Genomic DNA, 24922 nt, shown 5'->3' on the forward strand with positions numbered 1-24922 from the left:
CGCGCGCCCGGGGTGCCGTACGGACGCCGTCCCGGGCCTCACGCGGCCGGCTCCGGGTCGCTGGACGCGGACTCCGGGGCGCCGGACGCGGACTCCGCGCCGGCCGTGGACTCCGGGCCGCCGGCCGCGTCGCCCTCGCGGAGCACCTCCATGAGGGCGTGCAGGCGCGGCGAGGCGGCGAGGTCCTCCAGGGTGACGGGGCGCCCCTCCGCGTCGGCGACGGGCAGCCGCCAGTTCGGGTACTGGTCCCAGGTCCCGGGCAGGTTCTGCGGGCGGCGGTCGCCGACCGCGTCCGGGAGCCAGACGCCGACGAGCCGGGCCGGGGTGCGCAGCAGGAAGCGGTGCACGGCCTGGATCTCCGCCTCCTCCGACTGCTCGGAGACCCCGCCGGCCGCCCCCTGGAGCAGCCCGAGCCGGGAGAGCACCGTCAGCCACTCCCCGACGTCCGCCGCCGCCTCGGCCCGCTCCTCCGCCACCGGGCGGGTCAGCAGACCCAGCCGGTCGCGGAGCTCGACGTGGTCGCCGGTGAGCCGGGACGCGGTGGGCGGCAGGTCGTGGGTGGTGGCGGTGGCGAGGCAGTCGGCGCGCCAGCTCTCCGGCGGCAGCGGCAGCCCCGTGCCGTCCCAGTCGCGCTCGAACCACAGCACGGAGGTGCCCAGCACGCCGTGCTCCTGGAGGGTCTCCCGCACGCCCGGTTCGACGGTGCCGAGGTCCTCGCCGATCACCAGGGCCCCGGCGCGGGAGGCCTCCAGGGCCAGGACGGCGAGCATGGCCTCGGCGTCGTAGCGGACGTACGTGCCCTCGGTGGCGGGGCGGCCCTGCGGGATCCACCAGAGCCGGAACAGGCCCATGACGTGGTCGATGCGCAGCGCGCCCGCGTACCGGAAGAGGGCGCGCAGGAGGCGGCGGTAGGGGGCGTAGCCGGACTCGGCGAGGCGGTCCGGGCGCCAGGGCGGCAGCCCCCAGCCCTGGCCCTGCACGCTGAACGCGTCCGGGGGCGCGCCGACCGACATGCCGGCCGCGAAGTACTCCTGCTGCGCCCAGGCGTCGGCGCCCTCCGGGTGCACCCCCACGGCGAGGTCGTGCACGAGCCCGACGGGCATGCCGGCGTCGCGGGCGGCGCGCTGGGCGGCGGTGAGCTGGGCGTCCGTCAGCCAGGCGAGCCGGCTATGGAAGTCGACGCGGTCCATCAGCTCGGCGCGGGCCCGCGCGGTCTCGGCGGAGCGGGGGTCGCGCAGACCGGGGGGCCACTTCGTCCAGTCGGAGCCGTGCACCTCCGCGAGGGCGCAGTACGTGGCGTGGTCCTCCAGCGCCTCGCCCTCCCCGGCGAGGAAGTCGCAGTAGGCGGCCCGGCGGCCGGGTCCCAGCGGTACGTCCCGGACGAGCTCCAGGGCCTCGCGCTTGAGCTCCCACACGGCGTCGCGGTCGATCAGGGCGTCCTTGTCGAGCACGGACCCGCGCAGCCGGCGGGCCCGCTCCAGGAGCCCGAGGAGGCGTTCGCGGTCGTCCTCGTCGACGTACGCGAACTCGGGGACGTCCTCGACCCTCAGGTAGACGGGGTCGGGGTAGCGGCGCGAGGAGGGCCGGTACGGGGAGGGCGGCGAGGGAGGACCCGCCGGGGCCGGGCGCGGGGGCGGCGTCCGCGCCACCGCCGCCGGAGGCGGCTCCGGGCCCGCGGTCGTCGCGAGCGGAGTCCGCGCCACCGCCGGCGCCGACGCGGACACCGAGATCGRGGCCACCGTCGCTGTCACTGTCGCTGTCGGTGCCGGTGCCGGTGTCGGCCCAGCACACCACCGTCGGTGGCAGCAGGCGCTCGCGCAGCTCCTTCTCGCGCGCGGCGAGCGAGGCGCGGACCGCGTCCGGCGTGCCCGCGGGGACGCCCAGCGCGGCGAGCGCGGCGACGACCGCCGCGTCCGAGGCGTCGACCGTGCGGCCGGGGGACGGACTGTAGGACGTGGCGACGCCGTGCAGCGCGGCGAGCCGGGAGAGCGGCATCAGGCCCCCGATGGATCCGGGCCGGCGGCGGCACCCGTGGACGTCGGTTCGCTCGTCAGGGGTGCGGCGTCGGCAAGCGGAGGTTCGCTGGTGAGGGGTGCGGCATCGGGCAGCGGCGGCTCGCTGGTGAGCGGCGTCTCGGCACAGGAGCCCTCGGCGCTGAAGATGCAGTGGAGCGGGTGGAGGTCGGGGTCGGGATCGGAGCCGGCGGACACGTCCGCCGGGCGTTTGGAGAGGGCCGAGAGCAGGAGCTGTGCCGATGCGGCCACAAGGGCCTCCTTGGTGGTCGTGCGTGCGGGTCAGGGCAGCCCCTACCCAGCGGGCGGGCCCGCAGACGTGACAGAACGGACAAGGTGCGTCCGGTCACATTCTGTCCCGACCGGGCGTTATCACCAAGAGCGCCCGCCCGGACACCCTAAGTAGGAGTCCGGACGCGTCCGGCGGACATCGGGGATCCACTCTTCACCGCCTGCTGGCTGGGGACGGCGATCGCCACGGTGTCCTGCGCGCTCGTGCTGGCAGGCCTGCTGGAGCGGGGGCTCCCGGTGGCGGCCTGGGCCGGCTTCGCCCTGGTGGTGCTCGCGGTGCCGCTGCTCGTGCCCGTGGCCGTGTACGCGGCCTGTCTGCTCGCCGCCGCGACCTCGCTCCCGCTGCTGCGACGCTCGACCGCCCCGACGGAGCTGCGCTTCGCGTAGCCCCGCGGCCGGGTCGGGGGCGAGGTCGGGTCCCGGGCAAACCAAAGGCCCGGATCGTCAGGCGGAGATGCCGTCGATCCGGGCCATCGCATCCTCCGCGCCGTACGGCTGCAGGTACGGCAGCCAGCGCGGATCCCGGTGGCCGGTGCCGATGATGCGCCACGCGAGCCCCGTCGGCGGGGCCGGTTTGTGGCGCAGGCGCCAGCCGATCTCCACCAGGTGCCGGTCGGCCTTGGTGTGGTTGCAGCGCCGGCAGGACGCCACCACGTTGTCCCAGGCGTGCTGACCCCCGCGGGAGCGCGGGACGACGTGGTCGACGCTGGTTGCGACGCCACCGCAGTACATGCACCGTCCGCCGTCACGGGCGAAGAGAGCGCGGCGGGTGAGCGGGACGGGCCCCCGGTACGGGACGCGCACGAACCTCTTCAGCCGGACCACGCTGGGAGCGGGAACGGTGACGGTCGCGCTGTGCATGAAGGCGCCGGATTCCTCCAGGGAGACGGCCTTGTTCTCCAGGACGAGGACGAGCGCGCGGCGGAGCGGTACGACGCCGAGGGGCTCGTACGACGCGTTGAGGACCAGGACATGCGGCACGGATGGCCTCCTTGTACGCCGGCGGCGCGTGGCTCGCGCCGGGACGATCCGTAGTCAGTCTCCCCTCATGCCTGGTGGAAGCGCCACCATGTCCCGGTAACGGGCTGGGAGTGTTTTCGACCACACCTCCTTCATCCCCACGTGAGCACAGTCTCTCCCTCGAACATTGCAACGATCCGCACACGGTGCCCCGTTAGTGTGGTGTTTCCGCCCATCGGCACCCCATCCGATGTCCCCTGCCACGGGCGGGCCGCTACGCCTGGAGGTACCTGCCGTGTTCCCGTCCGTCCTGCCGGTCGCCGATCCCACCGAGGAACCGACGTCCCCGACGCTCCAGGACGCCCAGGAGAGTGCGACCAACGCCGCCAGCTGGGTGGAGCAGAACTGGTCCACCTGGCTCAGCATCGGACTGCGGGTGCTGCTCATCGTGGTCATAGCCGTGGCCCTGAGAATCGCCGTCCGGCGGACCATCACGCAGTTCATCGAACGCATGAACCGCACGGCGCAGGCCGTCGACGGCACGGCGCTGGGCGGTCTGCTGGTCAACGTCGAGCGCCGCCGCCAGCGCTCCCAGGCGATCGGCTCCGTCCTGCGGTCGGTCGCGTCCTTCCTGATCGTGGGCACGGCCGCGCTGATGATCCTGGGCACGTTCCAGATCAATCTGGCGCCGCTGCTGGCCTCCGCCGGTGTGGCGGGCGTGGCGATCGGTTTCGGCGCCCGCAACCTGGTCACCGACTTCCTCTCCGGCGTCTTCATGATCCTGGAGGACCAGTACGGCGTGGGCGACACGGTCGACGCGGGCGTGGCCTCCGGCGAGGTCATCGAGGTGGGCCTGCGGGTCACCAAGCTCCGGGGCGACAACGGCGAGATCTGGTACGTCCGCAACGGCGAGGTCAAGCGCATCGGCAACCTCTCCCAGGGCTGGGCCACGGCCGGCGTCGACGTCACGGTCCGCTCCGACGAGGACCTGGACCGCGTCCGTTCGGTCCTCGCGGAGGTCGGCGAGACGATGAGCAAGGACGAGCCCTGGAACGAGCGTCTGTGGGGCCCGATAGAGGTTCTGGGCCTGGACAGCGTCCTGCTGGACTCGATGGTCGTCCGGGTCAGCGCCAAGACGATGCCGGGCAAGGCCCTGTCGGTGGAACGCGAACTGCGCTGGCGCATCAAGCACGCCTTCGACGCCGCGGGCATCCGCATCGTGGGCGGCCTGCCGGCCCCGGCGGAGGACACCCCGGCCGCCGACCCGACGGCGGGCATGGCGGCCCCGTCGGCCTACGCCAACACGGGCTCCCCGCAGTCCCAGGCGGCATCCCCGATAGCCCCACCGGCGGTCGTCCCGTCAAATGTGACGAAGTAGCGGGGAGACCTTTTTCATACACATCCACCCACCGCGGGGCGGCATCCGGAGTGATCCTGACGCCGCCCCGCACGGGTTCACGCCGACGCCCTGCTCGCGTAGATGGCCGCCCTGCGGCAGACGCCTCGCGAACCGGGTCGGTCCATGGGGGACTGAACCCGATCCGCCGGGTCACCGTGACGGTTCGGCACGCTCGTTCGAGTGAAGGCCCGCAGGGTTCCCAGGTCGGACGGGGTCCGAGTGCCTCATGGTTCTGCCGGGGCACCCAGAACGGGCGTAGCCTGGCGACAGCGTGGCGAGGGAGAAGCATCAGTGAGTGCCGAACTCATCATGGAGCCGGTCATGACGCAGCAGGACCCCATCGATCTGCTGATCGCGTTCGAAGAGGCGTCCGAGACGCCCATTCGACCCGAGTACGTCGAGGGGACGGTCATCGTGCCGCCGGCACCGAACGACAACCACAACGAAGGCGCATTCGAGCTGTCCTTCCAGTTCCGCGTCGCCGGATTCGACCTGGTGGGCATGGGCAACGGCTACCGGGCAGCCCACAAGGACGGCCGGACCATGGCCCTGCTCATCCCGGACTTCTACGTGCGCCGCCGCAAGGCGACGGAACTCGACGAGTCGTACCGCAGGGCCCACAAGGGCTGGTACCCCATCGACATGATCTCCCTGGTCGGCGAGGTGACCTCGACCAACCACGAGACGGACACCGGCCCCAAGCTGCGTACCTATGCCGCAGCGGGCGTCCCCGTCTACGTCCTGGTCAACCGTCGCCGGAGGACGGCCCACTGCTACTCGGACCCGATCACTCCCGGCGACGATCCCACCGAGGCGTACTACGCCACCGAGGTCAAAGCCGAACTGGGCCGCCCCCTTCCGCTCCCCGCCCCGTACCCGACACTCGGGACCGCTCCTTTCCTGGAGCCGGTGGAGTAGTCGGGGTGGCCGGGGAAAGCAGCTACCGTCTCCGGGCACCGGAACACGGCCGGGCGCGAGCCGGCCACGCCGATGGGCGAACTCGGCGTGGACCGAGGCCATGAAGCAGTCGTCGCGCCGTCCCGGAACCATGTCCCGGGACGGCGCAGAGCGAGGTTCGGCCGACCGACGAGGTGGTCCCGTATCCCGTCAGCGGTCGCGAGCGTTCCGGCGGGAGGCGCCTCGTGATTCCCTCAGAGCGGTCAGGCAGGTGACGGTACGAGGGTCGTGGTGACGGACCTCTCGCGAAGTCCCTCCGCCAGGTGCGCCATCTCCACGGACGTGCCGACCAAACCGGTGCCTTTCAGATCGGTGGCTGCCAGTCGAGCCTCGTCCAGGGACAGGTCCCACATCCCGCGCAAGGCCCGCAACACAGGGACGAGACAGGTCTCCCCGGTCTCCAGACGGAGCCGAATGGACCCGTGCTCGGCCAGCAGTGCCTGTCTGATCTCCTCGGGAGCCGGGCCTTCGCCCGTCTCGCACCATGCGTCGGGACAGTCCCGGCACCGCCCCTCGACACCCCAGCGCAACCGTCCCTGCTCGATGAACTGCCCGACGTCGCAGACCAGCACGCCACCGCAGGTCCCGCACGACGAAGTGGTCTTCGCCCCCTGGGTGACGGTGATCACTCATCCTCCTGCGATGTCGATCCACCCGATCCTGCCGTAGTACCGGGACCTGGCGGTCCGGGTCAGTCGAAGAGGGCGATGAGTCCGTTCACCCAGATCGCGAGGAACGCGAGGAGCGCCATCAGGCAGCCGATGCCCGTCAGCGCACCGCCGATCGTCCACGGCTCGGAGGGCCCCTCGGACTCCCCTTCCAGGTCGTCCCCGTAGGAGGCCGGGGCGTCCCAGTCGACCGGGTGCCCCAGCTTCTCGGCACAGGCGGTCCGCACCGCGGCCAGTTGCTCCTCCGCGAAGGCGGTTGCGGCCTGCGTCTCGGGGCCGTGCCAGGCGAGGGCCTTCATCCGCCGCCCGGGAGTCCCGTACCGCGCCTCGAAGGCGGCGGTCTCCTCGGCGCCCCGGTCCCCTTCGAGGTACATCCAGCGTCCCGCCTCGGCGGCGTCGCCGTAGAACCGGTACACCTCGGCCAGCCGGCGGCGGAGCGTCAGGTCGCGCGGGAAGGACGAGACGAGACCGCGCAGGCGCTGGCGCGCGACCGGGATCCGGCCGGCTGCCAGGTCCGCGTCGACTCGGGCAAGGGTCTCACTCAGGGGCATGAACACATGATCGAGTCCGGCACCGACCCACGTCGACCTGGTTTTCCTCCATCGAGGAGAGGCCCGGGCCGCGCGTCGCGGTCCGGGCCCTGTTCCGTACGGTGCCGCCCCGCGGCGGCGATGGGTCAGCCCTGGGCGGTGTCGTCGGTCGCCTGGGCGGCGGTCTCCGTCGTGCTCGTCTTCTCGCGCATCTTGCGCAGCAACTCCGCCTTCCGGTCGGCCGCGCTCTGACGGTCGAGGTTGCGGTACGGGCCGTTGTTCTGGCGTTCGGTGCGGGACTGCTTCTTGCGCTGGCCGCCGCCCTGGCCCACGGGGTTGTTGATGTTCTTGCTCACGGTCACGGGTTCTCCCGGTGCTGAGGTGGAGTGATCTACGGATTCGCCGGTGGGGGACGGGCGGCCGCGTCGGAGGACGTCGGCGGGCCCGTCGCGCTCTCACTCGTAAATCGGCGTCTGGAAGAACATGACGAGGACGTTACCCGGCCCCGTCGGTCCCGCCCACCCGATTGTCCGGTCCCCGGGGGCAACAAGCCTGCCGGAGCCGACCGGACATTCGGCTAGCGCCCGGACCTCCGGCGAGCGCCCAGGGCTCCGGATCGCAGGGCCACCGCCCGGGGCGCGGGGCCGCCGCCCGGGCCTCAGAGCCGCCGCCCGGGCCCCGGGAACGTCGCCCGTGCGTAACGACTCCGTTGCCGCGCGAGCAATCTGTTGACGCCTCCCCCACCCCCGGCCTACCTTCCTCCCATCCAACAGGAAAGTTTCCTAACAGTGGCCCGCCGGTGGACTTCCCGGTGATCACGCTGGGAAACTGGGCGGCCGAGAGGCAGGTGTCGCAGACATGGCAGGAATCTCCGGTACACCGGGCACCCCGCGCGTGCTGCGCGCCATGAACGACCGGGCCGCGCTCGACCTGCTCCTCGAACACGGCCCGCTCTCCCGGACCCGGATCGGCAAGCTGACCGGGCTGTCGAAGCCGACCGCCTCCCAGCTGCTGGCCCGACTGGAGGCCGCTGGGCTCGTCGTCGTCACCGGCACCAGCGAGGGGCGGCCCGGGCCCAACGCCCAGCTGTACGCGGTCAATCCGGCCGCCGCCCACGCCGCCGGGCTCGACGTGACGCCCGAGCGGATCCTCGCCGCCGTCGCCGACGTGACGGGGCGGACGGTGGGCGAGTACGAGCTGCCCACCCCCGGCCGCCGCCCGGCCCACGGCGTCGTACGGCAGGTCACCGACGCCCTCGACGGCGCGGTGAAGGCGGCGGGGCTGACCCGGGCCGACCTCCGGCGGCTCGTCATCGGCACCCCGGGCGCCTTCGACCCGAACACCGGACGCCTGCGCTACGCCTCCCACCTGCCCGGCTGGCACTCCCCCGCCCTGCTCGACGAGCTGGCGGCGGCGCTGCCGATGCCCGTCGAGTACGAGAACGACGTCAACCTCGCCGCCATGGCCGAGCAGCGCCTCGGCGCCGCCCGGGGCCACGACGACTTCGTCCTGCTGTGGAACGAGGGGGGCCTGGGGGCCGCCCTGGTCATCGGCGGGCGGCTGCACCGCGGCTGGACCGGCGGTGCGGGCGAGGTCGGCTTCCTGCCCGTGCCCGGCGCCCCGCTCGTCCGGCACGTCACCAAGGCCAACAGCGGCGGCTACCAGGAACTGGCCGGCTCCCAGGCCGTTCCGAAGCTCGCCCGCGAGCTGGGCATCAAGCCCCTCCCCACCGGCCCGTACACCGAGGTCGCCGCCGCCCTCGTCGAGCAGGCCGCGGAGATCGACAGCGGCCCCCACCGCGAGCTCCTGAAGACGTACGCGACCGGGCTCGCCACCGGTCTCGCCTCGCTCGTCTCCGTCCTCGACCCCGAACTCGTCGTCCTCAGCGGCGCCTCGCTCAGCAGGGGCGGCGAACCCCTGCGCGCCCTCGTCCAGGCCGAGCTGGAGGAGCTGGCCGCGTCCCGGCCGCGCCTCGTCCTCGGCGACGTCCGTGAACAGCCGGTCCTGCGCGGCGCGCTGGAGAGCGCGCTCGCCGCCACCCGCGACGAGGTCTTCGACACCTCGGCCCGCTGAACAGCCCGCACCAGGTCCGACACCGCCCCGCCCCGACCCGTCCCGCCGATTCCGCAGATCCCTCAGATCCCTCAGATCCCTCAGATCCCTCAGATCCTGTCGATCCCGCCCTAGGGAGACCTCGCCATGCCCGGAATATCCAAGAAAGCGGCTTCCGTGCTCGCCGCCTCCGCCTCCGTCGCCCTGCTCGCCACCGGCTGTACCGGCTCGTCCGGCTCCGGTGCCTCCGACGACCCGAACGCCGAGACCACGATCACCTTCTGGCACGGCTGGAGCGCGCCCGCCGAGGTGAAGGCGATCCAGGAGAACATCGCCCGCTTCGAGAAGGCGCACCCCAACATCCAGGTGAAGGTCGTCGGCAACATCAACGACGACAAGCTCAACCAGGCCCTGCGCGCGGGCGGTTCGAAGGGCCCCGACGTGGTGTCCTCGTTCACCACGTCCAACGTCGGCAAGTTCTGCTCCTCCGGCGCCTTCGCCGACCTGAAGCCGTTCATCGAGAAGTCGGAGCTCGACCTCGACGCGATCATCCCGAAGCCGATGCTGGAGTACACGCAGTTCGAGGGCACGCGGTGTGCGCTGCCGCTGCTCGGCGACGCCTACGGGCTGTACTACAACAAGGACGCCTTCGAGGCGGCCGGGATCGAGGCGCCCCCCAAGACCTGGTCCGAGTTCGCGAAGGACGCGAAGAAGCTGACCAAGGCCAAGGGCGACTCGTACGAACAGCTCGGCTTCATGCCGAACTACCACGGCTACGAGACCGTCGTGGACCACTACATGGCGCAGTGGGACCACGCCTACTTCGACAAGGGCGGCAAGTCGAACATCGCGAAGGACCCGGCCTTCGCCGAGATGTTCACGTACCAGAAGAAGCTCGTCGACGACCTCGGCGGCTTCGAGAAGCTGGAGAGGTACCGCAACACCTTCGGCGACGAGTGGGGCGCCAAGCACCCCTTCCACACCGGCCAGGTGGCGATGCAGCTCGACGGCGAGTGGCGGCTCGGGATGGCGAAGGACGCGGGGGTGGAGTTCGAGATCGGGACCGCGCCCATGCCCGTCGCCGACGACGAGGTCGACGAGTACGGCAAGGGGTTCCTGTCCGGCACGATCATGGGCATCGCCCCGCAGAGCAAGAAGCAGAACGCCGCCTGGGAGCTGGTGAAGTACATGACGACCGACACCGAGGCCGTCGTGTCGTTCGCCAACGCCATCCACAACGTGCCGTCGACGTTCGACGCGCTCAAGTCGCCCGACCTGAAGGCCGAGGACGGCTTCAAGACCTTCGTGGACATCGCCCAGCACCCGCGGTCGAACACCCCGCCCGCGTCCGTCAACGGCTCGACGTACCAGACGACGCTCCAGGACTTCGGCTTCCAGTACGAGTCCGGCAAGGCGAAGGATCTCAAGGCCGGTCTGGAGAAGACCGCCGCGCAGATCGACCGCGACATCGAGCAGGCGAAGTAGCGTCCCATGGCCACGCTCCCCGCATCCGCGGCCTCACCGACCCTGCGCACGAAACGCAGGAAACAGGCCCTGCGCACAGCCGCGTTCATGTCGCCGTGGCTGATCGGCTTCGGCGTCTTCTTCGCGTACCCGCTGGTCTCGACCGTGTACTTCTCCTTCATGAAGTACGACGGCTTCGGCGCCCCCGAGTTCAGGGGGCTCGCCAACTGGAGCTACGTCTTCCAGGACTACCCGATGTTCTGGCCGGCGCTGCGCAACACCCTGTGGCTGGTGCTCGTCATGGTCGGCTGCCGGGTCGTCTTCGGCCTGGGGATCGGCCTGCTGATCACGAGGATCAGGACCGGCACGGGTGTCTTCCGCACGCTGTTCTACCTGCCCTACCTCGCGCCGCCCGTCGCCGCCACGCTGGCCTTCGTGTTCCTGCTCAACCCGGGTACGGGGCCGGTCAACTCGGTCCTCGGCGAGCTGGGCCTGCCGACACCGGGCTGGTTCACCGACGCCGCCTGGTCCAAGCCCGCGCTCACCGCGCTGGCCCTGTGGGGCGTCGGCGACCTGATGGTCATCTTCATGGCCGCGCTGCTCGACGTACCGAAGGAGCAGTACGAGGCCGCCGAGCTGGACGGCGCGTCCGCCTGGCAGCGGTTCCGGTTCGTGACGCTGCCGAACATCTCGCCGATCGTGATGTTCGCGGTGGTCACCGGGGTCATCCAGACGATGCAGTACTACACGCAACCGCTGGTCGCGGGGAAGGTCGCCTCCGGGATCATCGGCGGCTCCGGGCAGCAGTTCGAGCCGGGGTACCCGGACAAGTCGACCCTCACCCTGCCCCAGCTCGTCTACAACCTCGGCTTCCAGCGCTTCGACTACGGCTCCGCCTGCGTGGTCGCGCTGGTGCTGTTCGCGCTGTCCATGGCGTTCACCGCGTTCCTGATGCGGCGCCGCGGCGGCCTCGTCCAGGCAGGTGACCGGCCATGACGCAGGTGACCCAGACACTCGACCAACCCGTGCGGCCGGCGCCCGCGAAGCCGCCCGTCACGCCCGCCGAGCGCACCGCCCGCCGCAGGGCGCTCCTGGAGTGGATCGCCGTGCACGCGCTCGGCGTCGCGGCCGCGCTGTTCTTCGTACTGCCCTTCGTGTTCGTCGTCCTGACCTCGCTGATGAGCGACGACCAGACGCTCACCCGGGACCTGGTCCCGGACACCTGGGAGTGGGGCAACTACACGAAGGTCCTCGACACGCCCGGCTTCCTCACCTGGTGGCGCAACACCCTGCTGTACGCGGGCGCCGGCACCGCGCTGACGGTCGCCTCCTCGGTCCCGGTGGCGTACGCGCTCGCCAAGTTCCGCTTCCGTGGCCGGAACCTGTCGCTGATGCTGGTCATCTCGATGATGATGCTGCCGCCACAGGTGATCATCATTCCGATGTACCTGTTCTGGGCGAAGCAGCTGGACCTGTCGGGCACGCTGTGGCCGCTGATCGTCCCGATGGCGTTCGGCGACGCGTTCTCCATCTTCCTGCTGCGGCAGTTCCTGACGACGATCCCGGACGAGTACCTCGACGCGGCGCGGGTCGACGGCTGCGGGGAGCTGCGGACCCTGCTGAAGGTCGTGCTGCCGATGGCGAAACCGGGCATCGCGGCCGTCGCGCTGTTTCAGTTCTTCTACGCCTGGAACGACTACTTCGGGCCGCAGATCTACGCGTCCGAGAACCCCGGCGCCTGGACCCTGAGCTACGGCCTGGAGTCCTTCAAGGGCGCGCACCACACCGACTGGAACCTGACGATGGCCGCGACCGTCCTGGTCATGGCCCCCGTGATCCTCGTGTTCTTCTTCGCACAGAAGGCGTTCGTCGAAGGCGTCACGCTCACCGGAGTGAAGGGCTGAGAATGAAACTCGCAGTAGTGGGCGGAGGCTCCACCTACACCCCTGAACTGGTCGACGGGTTCGCGCGGCTGCGCGACACGCTGCCCGTCGAGGAGCTGGTCCTCGTCGACCCGGCCCCGGACCGGCTGGAGCTCGTCGGCGGGCTGGCCCGGCGCATCCTCGCCCGGCAGGGGCACCCCGGGCGGATCACCACGACCGGCGACCTGGACGCGGCGGTCGAGGGCGCCGACGCCGTGCTGCTGCAGCTGCGCGTCGGCGGCCAGGCGGCCCGCAACGAGGACGAGACCTGGCCGCTGGAGTGCGGCTGCGTCGGCCAGGAGACGACCGGCGCGGGCGGCCTCGCCAAGGCGCTGCGCACGGTGCCGGTGGTGCTGGACATCGCCGAGCGCGTACGGCGGGCCAACCCCGACGCCTGGATCATCGACTTCACCAACCCCGTCGGCATCGTGACCCGCGCCCTCCTCCAGGCCGGTCACAAGGCGGCCGGGCTGTGCAACGTGGCGATCGGCTTCCAGCGCAAGTTCGCAGCGCTCCTCGGGGTCGCCGCCACCGACGTGCACCTGGACCACGTGGGCCTCAACCACCTCACCTGGGAGACAGGGGTGCGCCTGGGCGGCCCCGGGGGCGAGGACGTCCTGCCGAAGCTGCTCGCCGAGCACGGGGACGCCCTCGCCGGCGACCTGCGGCTGCCGCGCGGCGTCCTGGACCGGCTGGGCGTCGTGCCGTCCTACTACCTGCGCTACTTCTACGCGCACGACGAGGTCGTGCGGGAGCTGGGCACGAAGCCGTCCAGGGCGGCCGAAGTGGCGGCCATGGAGAAGGAGTTGCTGGAGATGTACGGCGACCCGGCGCTCGACGAGAAGCCGGCGCTGCTGGCGAAGCGGGGCGGGGCGTACTACTCGGAGGCCGCCGTCGACCTGGCCGCGGCCCTGCTGGGCGGGGGCGGCAGTCCCCACCAGGTGGTGAACACGTACAACCGGGGGACGCTGCCGTTCCTGCCCGACGACGCCGTGGTCGAGGTGCAGGCGGCGGTCGGGCGGGACGGGGCCGCCCCGCTGCCGGTGGCGCCGGTGGACCCGCTGTTCGCGGGGCTGATCGCGAACGTCACCGCGTACGAGGACCTGGCCCTGGAGGCGGCGCTGCGCGGGGGCCGCGAGCGGGTGTTCCGGGCGCTGCTCGCCCACCCCCTGATCGGCCAGTACGCGCTGGCCGACGGCCTCACCGACCGGCTGATCGCGCACAACCGGGAGCACCTGGCGTGGGCGTGACGGCAACCGTGCCCGGCGCCGGCGCGGGGACCGGCGGGAGCGTCCTCGCCGTCGACGCGGGCAACAGCAAGACCGACGTCGCGGTCGTGGCGGGCGACGGGAGCGTGCTCGCCACGGCGCGCGGCGGCGGGTTCCAGCCACCGCTGGTCGGGGTGCGGCAGGCGGTGGACGTGCTCGCGGACGCCGTGGACCGGGCGTTCGCCGCGGCGGGCGTGACCGGTGTCGGCCACGTCTCCGCGTGCCTGGCCAACGCCGACCTCCCGGTGGAGGAGGAGCAGCTGGCCGCCGCGCTGCACGCGCGCGCGTGGGGGACGACGGTGGAGGTCCGCAACGACACCTTCGCGATCCTGCGGGCCGGGGTGGAGGAGCCGCGGGGCGTCGCCGTGGTGTGCGGGGCGGGCATCAACTGCGTGGGCATGCGGCCCGACGGCCGGGTCGCCCGCTTCCCCGCCCTGGGCCGCCTCTCCGGCGACTGGGGCGGCGGCTCGGGCCTCGCGGAGGAGGCCCTGTGGCACGCGGCGCGGGCCGAGGACGGCCGGGGCCCGGCGACCGGGCTGGCCCGCGCCCTGCCCGCGCACTTCGGGCTGTCCACGATGTACGCGCTGATCGAGGCCCTGCACCTGGGGCACGTCGAGGAGGTGCGGCGCCACGAGCTGACGCCGGTGCTGTTCGCCACGGCCGCGGCCGGCGACCCGGTCGCCCGCGCGCTCGTCGACCGGCTGGCGGAGGAGATCGTGGCCATGGTCGTCGTCGCCCTGACCCGGATCGACCTGCTGGGCGAGGAGACGCCGGTGCTGCTCGGCGGCGGCGTCCTGGCCGCCCGCCACCCCCAGCTCGACACCCGGGTACGGGAGTTGCTGGCCGAGCGGGCGCCCAAGGCCGTGCCCCGGGTCGTCACCGTCCGGCCGGTCCTCGGGGCCGCGCTCCTCGGCCTCGACCACGAGGGTGCCCCGGCGGGGGCGCAGGCCCGGGTGCGGGAGTTCTACGAGAGCGCCTGAGGCCGTCCGGCGGCCCTGCCGTCCGGGGCCGCGGTCCAACAGGGCCCCGGCCCCGGACGGCCGCGTTCCCGTACCTGCCGGTCCCCCGTGTGTACCTCTCACCGGTGTCCGGCTTCACCCGTTCGACGGGTCCGTGCCGTGCCGCCGGTCGGCTCACGGGCCCGCACCGGGAACCGAACTGTTCGAGTTGGCGTATTCAAGAGCAGGGGTGATGCGGGATCTTCGCCGTGCCGCATTCCGCACAAGATCCAGTCAAGGCCTGTGCGGATACCGGTCCCGGCGGCGATACTTGCGGCCGTGCAGCTCTTCCCGTGCTCCTGACGCCGGGCTGAGGTGCCGGCGTCGACCATGGGGGAGGTCAGGTGACACAGGAGCAGCAGGGCACCGCGGCACCACCGGGCACGCCGGCCGTGGTGACGCCGACGGTCCCGCCGCAGGCGCCGCCACCGGGCCCGCAGGGCCGGCCGGGCGGCCCCGGCGCCGAGCCCCCGCGGCGCACCGCATGGGCGGAGGGCGTCGACCGGCTGAGGGCCGCGGCGGTCACCGAGCCGGGACGCCTGCGCATCATCGGCGCCGTCCTCGCCGTCCTGGTCGTCGCGTTCGGCGCGGCCACCGCCTGGGAGATGACGGACCGTTCGGCCGCCGCCGACGACGTGCTGCACAGCAGCCAGCCGCTGAGCGCCGACGCGGCGGACATCTACCGCTCGCTCGCCGACGCCAACACGGCCGCCTCCAGCGGCTTCCTCGCGGGCGGCCAGGAGACGAAACGGTCCCGCGACGACTACGAGAGGAACATCCACCAGGCCGCCGACAAACTGGTGACGGCGGCCTCCAACTCGCGGCCCGGCTCCACCTCGGCGAAGACCATCACCGAGCTGAACGCCATGCTTCCCGAGTACAAGGGCCTGGTCGAGCGGGCCCGCGCCAACAACCGCCAGGGCTACCCGCTCGGCGGCGCCTACCTGCGGTACGCGAACTCGAAGATGCAGACGATGCTCAAGAAGGCCGAGCAGCTCTACACGGTGGAGAACCAGCGGCTGCGCTCCGACTACGACGACGCGACGCCCTACCCGTGGATCGCGATCGGCACGGGGGTCCTCGCGATCGGCGGCCTGGTGTGGACCCAGCGCCGCAACTACCGCCGTACGAACCGCGTGCTGAACCACGGCCTGGCCGCCGCCACGGCCGCCACCACGGTCGTCCTGCTCTGGCTGGCCGTCGGCCACACCGTCGCGCGCGCCGGGCTGAACGACTCGTACGACCACGGGGTCCGTTCGCTGAACACGCTGAACGACGCCCGGATCGCCTCGCTCAAGGCGCGCGCCAACGAGAACCTCACCCTGATCTCCCGCGGCGCGGAGACCAAGCAGCTGGACAAGGACACGGTCGTGGACGTGTACGACTACGACTTCGAACGGCAGATGAAGGAGCTCACCGCGAAGCTGGCCGCCGCGGAGGACCTCGCCGACGACGGTGCGGGCGTCAAGCCGGTCGAGACCGCGACGGGCAGCATGAAGGTCTGGAAGGAACGGCACGCGCAAGCGCGCGACCAGGACAAGCTGGGCAACTACCAGGCGGCGCTGGACAAGGTCATCGGCACCGCCGACAAGAAGCCGACCGGCGAGTGCTTCGAGAGTGTGGACAAGAACCTCGCGCTCGCGCTCACGCACGAGCGGGCCGAGTTCGAGAAGGCGGCCGGTGACGGCCGGGGCGCGATGAACGGCCTCGTGGTGGGCGCCGCGGTGCTCGCCGTGCTGGCCGCGGCCGGTGCGGTGCTCGGCATCGGGCGCAGGCTGTCGGAGTACYGGTGAGAGGGGGCGTGACGATGAACGTACGGCGTCTGCGGGCCAGTTTGAGGGGCTGGCGGTCGTCTGCGCCCTGGCGGTGGTCTTGGCCCTGTTGCTACCGGTGACCCAGTCGCGCGAGGACGCCGCCGCGCAGACCGCCGGACGGGGTGCGGGCCGGGGCGACCGGACCGCGGCCGGGGACTGCACCGACGCCGACGCCCAGAACCGGAGTCCCGCGCCGGACTCCGGCCCCCGGGACGGCCCGGCGGTACGGAAGATCGTCGAGCGTGGCTCCCTGGTGGTGGGCGTCGACCAGAACAGCTACCGCTGGGGCTACCGCGATCCGAACAGCGAGTCGAAGACGGCGGAGCTGGAGGGTTTCGACATCGACCTGGCGCACGCGATCGCCAAGGACATCCTCGGCGACGAGGACAAGATCGTCTTCCGTGCCGTCCCGACCAGTGAACGCATCACGGCGATCCAGAAGGGCGACGTCGACATGGTGGTGCGCACCATGACGATCAACTGCGACCGTCTGGAGCAGGTGGCCTTCTCCTCGCCCTATTTCCGGACGGGCCAGCAGGTGCTCGCCCCGAAGGGCTCCGACATCGAGGGATACGACTCGCTGTCGGGCAGGCGCGTGTGCGCGGCGAAGAAGTCCATCGCCGAGGACACCCTCACGGACGGCAGGACCGACGGGGACCTCTCCGCCTCCACCGCCGTCACCGTGGTGCCCAACCAGCTCGACTGCCTGGTACGGCTCCAGCTGGGCGAGGTCGACGCGGTGGTGACCGACGGCGCCCTCGCCGCGAGCCAGGCCGCGCAGGACCCGACGGTCACGCTCAAGGGCGAGCCGTTCACCAAGGAGTACTACGGCGTGGCGATGAAGCGGGGCGCCGACGACCTGGTGCGGCGGGTGAACGCGATACTGGTGGACTACCGCAAGTCCGAGTGGCAGAAGTCGTACGACACCTGGCTCCTCGGGACGCTCGGGCGGTCCGACGGGCCGCCCGCGGTCACGTACGAGTAGGGACGGCACACGCAGCGCAGGCAACACGAAACGAGGGGTGATCGATGGGCGTCACGGGACCATCCGGGCCGGTACTGGACCGGGACGAGGTGGACCGTGCGCTGGCGCGGCTCGGCGCGGAGCACGAGGCCATCGAGACCTCGCTCCTCGCCCTGCAGGACCACGCGGGCCGCAGACTCCTCGAAGGCGCCGAGCTCACCGGCACGACCAAGGAGCGCTGGGAGACCACCGACGCGTCGATCACCCTGCTGTGGGCGTACTTCGACGCGTACGCGGGCGCGCTGCGCTCCGCGCGCGAGATCCGCTCCCGCAGACGCTGGTCGAGCCGCGAGGACCTGGTGGAGCTGACGGAACTGCTGCGCGGCGAGAGCGTCACGGTCGCCGGCAGCGCCTCCGCCACGGCGGCCGCGCCCACGATGGCGGGCACGGGCCGGCTGAGCGAGCGCTTCACCCTCGCCGAACTCGTGGAGCGCATGAACGAGTTGTACGCGTCGTCGCTGGACATGGTGGTCGCGGCCGACGCGGTGTGGTCGGCGCTGCCCGCGCGGATAGATTTACTCGCCGCGGAGCTGCAGCGCACCCGGCGGCTCGCGCACTCCGTGGGCGTACGGCCCGGTGAGCACCCCTCGGGGGACGACCTGGAGCGCATCACCCGCGCCCTGACGTCGCTGCGCGAGCAGGTGGTGTCCGACCCGCTGGCCTTCTGGAGCCCGGCGCAGGGCAGTTCGGCGCCGGGCGGCGGCCGTCCCGACACGACGCGCTACGACCGGGAGGCGCGCGCCCTGGAGGAGGTGCGCCGCGAGATCGACGCCGTGCTCACCGTGCGGCAGGACGCGGAGGCGCGGCTGGTGCGGCTGCGGGACGTGCTCAGCCGCGCGGACCGCACGCTGTCCGAGGCACGGAACGCGCGCGGCGAGGTGCTGGCGAAGATCGCCGCGTCCGAGGTGCCCGCGGTGAGCGGGCCGCCCACCGCGCTGCAGGAACAGCTGGCGACGGCCGCCGAGTACCGCAGGCACGCCCAGTGGCACCGCCTGTCGCCGCTGCTGGAGTCGCTGGAGGAGAAGGCCGAGGACGAACTGCTGCGGGCGCGCGAGTCGTTGTCCGCGGTCACCGCGCCGCTCGCGGTCCGCGCGGAGCTGCGCGGCCGGCTCGACGCCTACCGGGCGAAGGTCGCCCGGCACGGCTTCGCCGAGGACCCGCTGCTCGTGGAGCGGTACGACGCGGCGCGCCGCATGCTGTGGAGCGCGCCCTGCGACCTGCGCGTGGCGGAACAGGCGGTGCTGCGCTACCAGCAGGCCGCCGCCGAAGTACTGGTGCCGAGGGTCCCCGGTCACGGCGGGCCACAGGACCGGAGGGGGGAGTCATGAGTCAGCCGGACGGGAGTCGGGACGGTGGACCCAAGCCGTGCCAGCGGCCCGGTTGCCCGGGGGCGTACGAGGACGTGGGCGGCGGTGAGCTGTACTGCGACACCTGCGGCCTGGCGCCGGTCGTCTCGTCGACCGGCGCGGTCGGCTCCCCGCCGACCGGGATGACCGCGGGCGGCAAGGGCTCGCGCGGTTCCGCCAGCGGGAGTTCGCGGGCGTCGTCCCGTTCCTCCTCGCGCTCGGACCGGTCCCGGCGTTCGGTGTCGGGCCGTCTGTCGCGCTCCGTCTCGGGGCGGACGTCCAGCCGCTCGGTGTCGGTGCGCAGCTCCGGCTCGGCGGCCGGGAGCTCGGCCCGCAGCCGGCTCGGCGTGGGGCTGGTGCAGGTGCCCGGCGTGCCGCGGCCCGATCCGCGCGCCATGGTGCAGGAGAACCCCGAGGTCCCGGAGCGCAAGCGGTTCTGCTCGAAGTCCGACTGCGGGGCCCCGGTGGGGCGTTCGCGCGGTGAGCGGCCCGGGCGCACGGAGGGGTTCTGCACCAAGTGCGGCCACCCGTACTCGTTCGTGCCGAAGCTGCGGGCCGGGGACATCGTGCACGGCCAGTACGAGGTCGTGGGCTGCCTCGCGCACGGCGGGCTCGGCTGGGTCTACCTCGCCGTCGACCGGGCGGTGTCCGACCGCTGGGTGGTCCTCAAGGGCCTCCTCGACACGGGCGACCAGGACGCCATGGCCGCCGCGATCTCCGAGCGGCGCTTCCTCGCCGAGATCGAGCACGCGAACATCGTGCGGATCTACAACTTCGTGGAGCACCTCGACCAGCGCACCGGCTCCCTCGACGGCTACATCGTCATGGAGTACGTCGGCGGCAAGTCCCTCAAGGAGATCGCCAACGGCCGCCGCACCGCGGCCGGCAAGCGCGACCCGCTGCCGGTGGAGCAGGCGTGCGCGTACGGCATCGAGGCCCTTGAGGCGCTGGGCCACCTGCACAGCCGCAACCTCCTGTACTGCGACTTCAAGGTCGACAACGCGATACAGACCGAGGACCAGCTCAAGCTGATCGACATGGGCGCGGTGCGCAGGATGGACGACGACGAGTCGGCCATCTACGGCACGGTCGGCTACCAGGCGCCCGAGGTCGCCGACGTCGGCCCGTCGGTCGCCTCCGACCTCTACACCGTCGCCCGTACGCTGGCGGTCCTGTCCTTCGACTTCCAGGGCTACACGAACGTGTTCGTGGACTCCCTGCCCGACCCGGACAACATCGAGGTCTTCCGCACCTACGAGTCGTTCTACCGGCTGCTGGTACGGGCCACCGACCCCGACCCGGCCCGCCGGTTCGCCTCCGCGCAGGAGATGTCCGAGCAGCTCACCGGGGTGCTGCGCGAGGTCGTCGCCGTCCAGACGGGGCGTCCGCGGCCCGCGCTGTCCACCCTGTTCGGGCCCGAACTGCGGGTCACCGACACCGAGTTGTTCGGCCGGCTGACCGGCGACGTGTCCCGCCTGGGCGTGCGGTCCGTGCCCGTGCGGGCGCGAAGAGGCCGGTTCGCGGCGACACGGAGGAACGGTTCGCCGACCGGCCGCGCGAACGGCGCCGGGCCGCGGACCGCCGGACCGAACGGGGCCGTGACCCGGGCGAACGGGGCGAACGGCGTCTTGGCGCAGGGGGGTACGGCGTACGGCGCGGTGGCTCAGGCGGGCACGGCGCAGGCAGGTACGGCGTACGGTGCCGTGGCGCAGGCGGGCGTGGCCGGTGCTGGCGCGGCGCAGGCGGGCACGGCCGGCGGCGTCGTGGCGCAGGCCGGTGGGGCGGGCGGGGCCGTGGCCCTCGCCCCCGCTCCGGACGCCCTCGTCAAGCCGCTGGACACCGCGACCGCCGCGCTCGCCCTGCCGGTCCCCCACGTCGACCCCGCCGACCCGAACGCCGGTTTCCTGGCGGGGCTCATGACCTCCGCGCCCGCGGAGCTGATCGCCGCCCTGGGCGCGGCGCCGGCCGGCTCCCTGGAGCTGCGGCTGCGCGAGCTGCGGGCCCGCCTGGAGATGGGCGGGTTCGGCGAGGCGACCGCGACGCTGGAGGCCCTGGAGAGGGACCACCCCGACGACTGGCGGGTGGTCTGGTACCGGGGCGTGACCGCGCTGGCCACCGGGGACCACGAGGTCGCGGCGGTGTCCTTCGACGCGATCTACGACGCCTTCCCGGGCGAGCCCGCGCCCAAGCTGGCCCTCGGCCTGTGCGCGGAGGTCCTCGGCCAGCTGGACAACGCCGCCGAGTACTACCGGCTGGTGTGGACGACCGACCCGAGCTACGTGAGCACCGCGTTCGGGCTGGCCCGCGTCCAGCTCGCGGCGGGCGACCGCCCCGGCGCCGTACGGACGCTGGAGTCGGTGCCGGAGTCCTCCATCCACTACACGGCGGCGCGGGTCGCCGCCGTCCGGGCCCGGCTGCGGCAGCGCCTGGCCCATGCCGCGCCACCGCCCGCCCCGACGGCGGCGGGACCGCCCGGGACGCCCTTCCTGGACGACCTGACCTCGGCCGCGGCCCAGGTCGAGGCGCTGGACGGGTACGGCCTGGACGCGGTGCGCCGCGAGCAGTTGTCCACAGAGGTCCTTGGCTGCGCCCTGGACTGGGTACTCTCCGGTAGCCAGGGTTCCGCCCCGCCGGCCACCGGTGGGCGGACCGTGCTGCTCGGCAGCGACCTGGACGAGCGGGGCCTGCGCTTCGGTCTGGAGCGGTCGTACCGGACACTGGCCAGGCTCGCCACAGGTGGCGAGGAGAGGATCGATCTGGTGGAGCGCGCCAACCGCTACCGCCCCCGGACGTGGGTGTAATTCATGTCGCAGATGCCCCAACTGGCCGCCTGCCCCAGCTGTGAGGAACCGCTGGAGTCGGGAGACCGCTTCTGCGGTGCGTGCGGATACGACCTGTCGGCCGTGCCCGCACCGCCCGACGACCAGCCCACGATCACCATGAACGGCTCGGCGCCGCGGCCCCCTTCGGCCGCTGCCTCCGTGGAGTGGCCGGMCGCGCCCGAGCCGGCCGGCACGGACACTCCGGCGGCCATGGTGCTGCCGACGGACCTGGAGGGCCGCGAGTCGGGCGGCTCCGAGAGCCCAGTCGGGCGGCTCCGAGAGCCCGGACGCGCGTCCGGGCGGTCCGGGCGCGCCGTCCGGCCCCGAGGGCCCGGGCGTACGCTTCGACCGCCCGGCGGCACCGCACGCCCCGCAGCCCCCGCAACACGCCCCGCAGGGCCCGCCGTACGCCCAGCAGTCGGCGCCGCACACCGAGGCGTCCGCCGTGCCGCACGCACAGCCGCCCACGCCGCCGCACGCCCCGCCGGCGCCCCACGCGCACGCCCAGCCGCAACCACAACCGCCGTCCCCCGCACCGGACCAGGACGCGACACAGGCCCAAGTCCAGACCCAGGCCCAAGTCCAGACCCAGGCCCAGGTCCAGGCGCCGGCCCCGGCGGCCCGGCCCGCGGCGGAGCCGGACGAGTACCCGCTCGCCGCCCCGCTGCCGCCCGAGGCGCCGCCCGCCGATCCGCGGACGGCCGACCTCGCGACACCCCCCGCGGGGCTCAAGTTCTGCGTGGCGTGCCGGGCCGGACAGGTCGACCGGGACGGCTACTGCGAGAACTGCGGGCACGCGCAGCCGCGCGAGCGCGACCACATGGAGCAGGAGCTGGACGCGGTCGCCGCGGTCAGCGACCGCGGGCTGCGCCACCACCGCAACGAGGACGCGTTCGCCGTGTCCTCGACCGCGCTGTCCGACGACTCCCCCGCGGTCGTCGCCGTCGTCTGCGACGGCGTCTCCTCGGCGACCCGCCCCGACGAGGCCTCCCTGGCCGCCTCCCGCGCGGCGGGCGAGTCGCTCCTGGCGGCCCTGCCCCGCGGTACGCACCCGCAGCAGGCCATGCACGACGCGATCCTCGCGGCCTCGGACGCGGTCAACTCCCTGGCGGACCACGCCCCGGCGGACCACGAGCACCAGCCGCACGTCAACGCCCCGGCCTGCACCATCGTCGGCGCCGTCGTCACCCCCAGCCTGCTGGTCGTCGGCTGGGTCGGGGACAGCCGCGCCTACTGGGTGCCGGTGGACCGCTCGGCACCGCCGGCCCGGCTCACCGAGGACGACTCCTGGGCGGCCCAGATGGTCGCCGCGGGCCTGATGAACGAGGCGGAGGCGTACGCCGACGACCGCGCCCACGCCATCACCGGCTGGCTCGGCGCCGACGCGTACGAACTGGAGCCGCACACCGCGTCCTTCAAGCCGGACCGGCCCGGTGTGGTGATCGTGTGCACCGATGGGCTGTGGAACTACGCGGAGGGCGCGGACGAGATGGCCGAGGTCGTCCCGCACGACGCCGCGCAGCGGCCGCTGCACAGTGCCCGGGTCCTGGTGGGCCACGCCCTGGACGGCGGGGGCCACGACAACGTAACAGTGGCCGTCCTTCCGTTCCCGGCGCCGTCGCAGGGGGCAGGATCGGCCTAAGAGGCCCAAGCGGTACGAAACGGTAGGGACGGGCAGGAACAGCAGAGGCGAGAGTGACGGCGGAGACCGTGACGGCCTCGGCGCGGCTTGGACCGGAGGGGACCGGTCCGCCTACCGCCATCACCCACGTCCTGTGGGAGTCCTGAGGGGGAGCAGAGAAGGCATGGCCAATTTCTCGAAGTCGAACGTGCCGCAGTTCTCGGTGGAGGTCTACCAGAACGAGTACCTGCCGGAAGGCGGCCGCGAGGTCAACGCGATCGTGACCGTCACCTCCACGGGTGGCGGCACGGTGGGGAGCGCCGTCGCGGCGCCCCACCTCTACACACCGGGACAGGGCCCGGACGCGGCCGTGGCGATCATGGTCGACTGTTCCGGGTCCATGGACTACCCGCCGACCAAGATGCGCGGCGCCAGGGACGCGACGGCCGCCGCGATCGACGCGCTGCGCGACGGCGTGCACTTCGCGGTGATCGGCGGGACGCACGTGGCCAAGGAGGTCTATCCGGGCGGCGGCGCCCTCGCGGTGGCGAACGCGCAGACCCGTGAGCAGGCGAAGCAGGCGCTGCGCAAGCTCAGCGCGGGCGGCGGCACCGCGATCGGCACCTGGCTGCGGCTCGCCGACCACCTGCTGTCCTCGGCGGACGTCACCATCCGGCACGGCATCCTGCTCACCGACGGCCGCAACGAACACGAGTCGCCCGAGGACCTGAAGGCGGCCCTGGAGGCCGCCGCCGGCCGCTTCACCGCCGACGCGCGGGGCGTCGGCACGGACTGGGAGGTGAAGGAGGTCACTGGCATCGCGTCCGCGCTGCTCGGCACCGCCGACATCGTGGCCGACCCGGCGGGCCTGGCCGCCGACTTCACGCAGATGATGGAGACGGCCATGGGCAAGGAGGTCGCGGACGTCGCGCTGCGGCTGTGGACCCCGGTCGACACCTCCGTCAAGTTCGTCAAGCAGGTCGCGCCGACGGTCGAGGAGCTGACCGGCCGCCGCACCGAGGCGGGCCCGCGCGCCGGGGACTACCCCACCGGTTCCTGGGGGGACGAGTCCCGCGACTACCACGTGTGCGTGGAGGTCCCCGAGGCCGGCATCGGGCAGGAGATGCTCGCCGCCCGGGTCTCCCTGGTGATCCCGCAGGACGACGGCACCGCGCGGACGCTGGGCGCGCAGGGGCTCGTACGGGCTGTGTGGACGGACGACATGGTGGCGTCCACGTCGATCAATCCGCAGGTCGCGCACTACACGGGTCAGGCGGAACTGGCACAAGTCATCCAACAGGGCCTGGACGCACGCAAAGCGGGGGACGCGGACGGGGCGACGGCCAAACTGGGACGGGCGGTCCAGCTCGCGAGCGCCTCCGGAAACGCGGATACGGCGAAACTGCTTGCGAAGGTGGTGGACGTGGTCGACGCCGCGGCAGGTACTGTGCGATTGAAGGCGAAGGTCGAGGAGGCCGACGAGATGACTCTCGAAACCCGGTCCACGAAGACCGTCCGCGTGAAGAAGTAGAGCGTTACGTACACGGTTCGTAGCGGTACGCGAGCACCGAGCGCGCGTTCCGTACGACTTTTTGCACGACTTACGGTCCCCGGTGGGCCGGACGAGGAGAGGGGGAAGCGCCGACATGCCGACCTGCCCGAACGGACACCAGTCGGGTTCCGACGACTGGTGCGAGGTCTGCGGTCACCGCATGGCCGGTGCCGTACCCCCGCCGCCTCCGCCGCCGCCCCCGGCGGCCGGTTACGGCTACCC

At 72.7% G+C, this 24922-nt stretch carries 21 protein-coding genes and 2 pseudogenes; 16 read left to right on the plus strand and 7 right to left on the minus strand.

Features of this window, described 5'->3' with window-relative positions; genetic code table 11:
* Positions 1-38: 38 nt before the first annotated feature.
* The 3 genes and pseudogenes from malQ to FGF04_RS26180 all read right to left on the minus strand — a co-directional run bounded on the left by malQ (position 39) and on the right by FGF04_RS26180 (position 2264).
* Positions 39-1739, minus strand: coding sequence for a 4-alpha-glucanotransferase (malQ, locus tag FGF04_RS26175; protein ID WP_235882492.1), 1701 nt, complete (start codon positions 1737-1739; stop codon positions 39-41).
* Positions 1740-1782: 43 nt separating this feature from the next.
* A pseudogene (locus FGF04_RS42110) lies at positions 1783-1995 on the minus strand (4-alpha-glucanotransferase); the annotation flags it as partial.
* Positions 1995-2264: a hypothetical protein gene (locus tag FGF04_RS26180; RefSeq protein WP_149513683.1), complete on the minus strand. Its 270-nt coding sequence runs from the start codon at positions 2262-2264 to the stop codon at positions 1995-1997. The gene FGF04_RS26180 and the pseudogene FGF04_RS42110, both read right to left, overlap by 1 nt.
* A 243-nt stretch (positions 2265-2507) precedes the next feature.
* Here FGF04_RS26180 and FGF04_RS26185 point away from each other — a divergent pair, with 243 nt between their 5' ends.
* Positions 2508-2690 carry a hypothetical protein gene (locus FGF04_RS26185; RefSeq protein ID WP_149513684.1) on the plus strand — a complete coding sequence of 61 codons (183 nt, stop codon included), beginning with the start codon at positions 2508-2510 and terminating at the stop codon, positions 2688-2690.
* A gap of 57 nt (positions 2691-2747) precedes the next feature.
* Here FGF04_RS26185 and FGF04_RS26190 read toward each other — a convergent pair whose 3' ends face one another.
* Positions 2748-3284 (minus strand): HNH endonuclease, encoded by a 537-nt coding sequence (locus tag FGF04_RS26190; protein WP_149513685.1) that lies wholly within the window; start codon positions 3282-3284, stop codon positions 2748-2750.
* 229 nt (positions 3285-3513) lie between these two features.
* Here FGF04_RS26190 and FGF04_RS26195 point away from each other — a divergent pair, with 229 nt between their 5' ends.
* On the plus strand, positions 3514-4641 hold the full coding sequence (locus FGF04_RS26195) for a mechanosensitive ion channel family protein (RefSeq protein ID WP_149513686.1): 1128 nt from the start codon (positions 3514-3516) through the stop codon (positions 4639-4641).
* Between the two features lie 312 nt (positions 4642-4953).
* Positions 4954-5580, plus strand: coding sequence for a Uma2 family endonuclease (locus FGF04_RS26200; RefSeq protein WP_235882494.1), 627 nt, complete (start codon positions 4954-4956; stop codon positions 5578-5580).
* 242 nt (positions 5581-5822) lie between these two features.
* On the opposite strand, the gene FGF04_RS26205 is transcribed toward FGF04_RS26200, so the two are convergent.
* The 3 genes from FGF04_RS26205 to FGF04_RS26215 form a co-directional block, all read right to left on the minus strand.
* A complete protein-coding gene (locus FGF04_RS26205; protein ID WP_235882495.1) occupies positions 5823-6248 on the minus strand; it encodes a hypothetical protein in 426 nt (141 codons plus the stop codon).
* 62 nt (positions 6249-6310) lie between these two features.
* On the minus strand, positions 6311-6838 hold the full coding sequence (locus tag FGF04_RS26210) for a DUF6584 family protein (protein ID WP_149513687.1): 528 nt from the start codon (positions 6836-6838) through the stop codon (positions 6311-6313).
* 125 nt (positions 6839-6963) lie between these two features.
* Positions 6964-7179 (minus strand): DUF6243 family protein, encoded by a 216-nt coding sequence (locus tag FGF04_RS26215; protein ID WP_149513688.1) that lies wholly within the window; start codon positions 7177-7179, stop codon positions 6964-6966.
* A 496-nt stretch (positions 7180-7675) separates the two neighbouring features.
* On the opposite strand from FGF04_RS26215, the gene FGF04_RS26220 reads away from it, so the two are divergent.
* The 13 genes and pseudogenes from FGF04_RS26220 to FGF04_RS42115 all read left to right on the plus strand — a co-directional run.
* Entirely contained in the window at positions 7676-8890 is a 1215-nt protein-coding gene (locus FGF04_RS26220; protein WP_149513689.1) for an ROK family transcriptional regulator, read from the plus strand.
* Between the two features lie 126 nt (positions 8891-9016).
* On the plus strand, positions 9017-10354 hold the full coding sequence (locus FGF04_RS26225) for an ABC transporter substrate-binding protein (RefSeq protein WP_149513690.1): 1338 nt from the start codon (positions 9017-9019) through the stop codon (positions 10352-10354).
* Between the two features lie 6 nt (positions 10355-10360).
* The gene (locus FGF04_RS26230) at positions 10361-11329 is read left to right on the plus strand and encodes a carbohydrate ABC transporter permease (protein WP_149513691.1); all 969 of its coding nucleotides are present in this window, start codon (positions 10361-10363) and stop codon (positions 11327-11329) included.
* Between the two features lie 5 nt (positions 11330-11334).
* On the plus strand, positions 11335-12237 hold the full coding sequence (locus tag FGF04_RS26235) for a carbohydrate ABC transporter permease (protein WP_149513868.1): 903 nt from the start codon (positions 11335-11337) through the stop codon (positions 12235-12237).
* A 2-nt stretch (positions 12238-12239) separates the two neighbouring features.
* Positions 12240-13505, plus strand: coding sequence for a 6-phospho-beta-glucosidase (locus FGF04_RS26240; protein WP_149513692.1), 1266 nt, complete (start codon positions 12240-12242; stop codon positions 13503-13505).
* Positions 13496-14503, plus strand: a complete 1008-nt coding sequence (locus FGF04_RS26245) for an N-acetylglucosamine kinase (RefSeq protein ID WP_149513693.1) — start codon at positions 13496-13498, stop codon at positions 14501-14503. The genes FGF04_RS26240 and FGF04_RS26245 overlap by 10 nt, the downstream gene beginning before the upstream one ends.
* Positions 14504-14865: 362 nt before the next feature.
* Positions 14866-16314 (plus strand): hypothetical protein, encoded by a 1449-nt coding sequence (locus FGF04_RS26250; protein WP_149513694.1) that lies wholly within the window; start codon positions 14866-14868, stop codon positions 16312-16314.
* Positions 16315-16411: 97 nt separating this feature from the next.
* Positions 16412-17320: a glutamate ABC transporter substrate-binding protein gene (locus FGF04_RS26255; protein WP_328596408.1), complete on the plus strand. Its 909-nt coding sequence runs from the start codon at positions 16412-16414 to the stop codon at positions 17318-17320.
* Between the two features lie 44 nt (positions 17321-17364).
* Positions 17365-18687 carry a hypothetical protein gene (locus tag FGF04_RS26260; RefSeq protein WP_149513695.1) on the plus strand — a complete coding sequence of 441 codons (1323 nt, stop codon included), beginning with the start codon at positions 17365-17367 and terminating at the stop codon, positions 18685-18687.
* Positions 18684-21506: a serine/threonine-protein kinase gene (locus FGF04_RS26265; RefSeq protein ID WP_149513696.1), complete on the plus strand. Its 2823-nt coding sequence runs from the start codon at positions 18684-18686 to the stop codon at positions 21504-21506. The genes FGF04_RS26260 and FGF04_RS26265 overlap by 4 nt, the downstream gene beginning before the upstream one ends.
* 466 nt (positions 21507-21972) lie before the next feature.
* The gene (locus tag FGF04_RS26275; RefSeq protein WP_149513698.1) at positions 21973-23169 is read left to right on the plus strand and encodes a PP2C family protein-serine/threonine phosphatase; all 1197 of its coding nucleotides are present in this window, start codon (positions 21973-21975) and stop codon (positions 23167-23169) included.
* 163 nt (positions 23170-23332) lie between these two features.
* The gene (locus FGF04_RS26280) at positions 23333-24679 is read left to right on the plus strand and encodes a vWA domain-containing protein (RefSeq protein WP_149513699.1); all 1347 of its coding nucleotides are present in this window, start codon (positions 23333-23335) and stop codon (positions 24677-24679) included.
* Between the two features lie 115 nt (positions 24680-24794).
* A pseudogene (locus FGF04_RS42115) lies at positions 24795-24922 on the plus strand (FHA domain-containing protein); the annotation flags it as partial.

The organism is Streptomyces apricus (genome assembly GCF_008369065.1).
Classification (GTDB): domain Bacteria; phylum Actinomycetota; class Actinomycetes; order Streptomycetales; family Streptomycetaceae; genus Streptomyces; species Streptomyces apricus.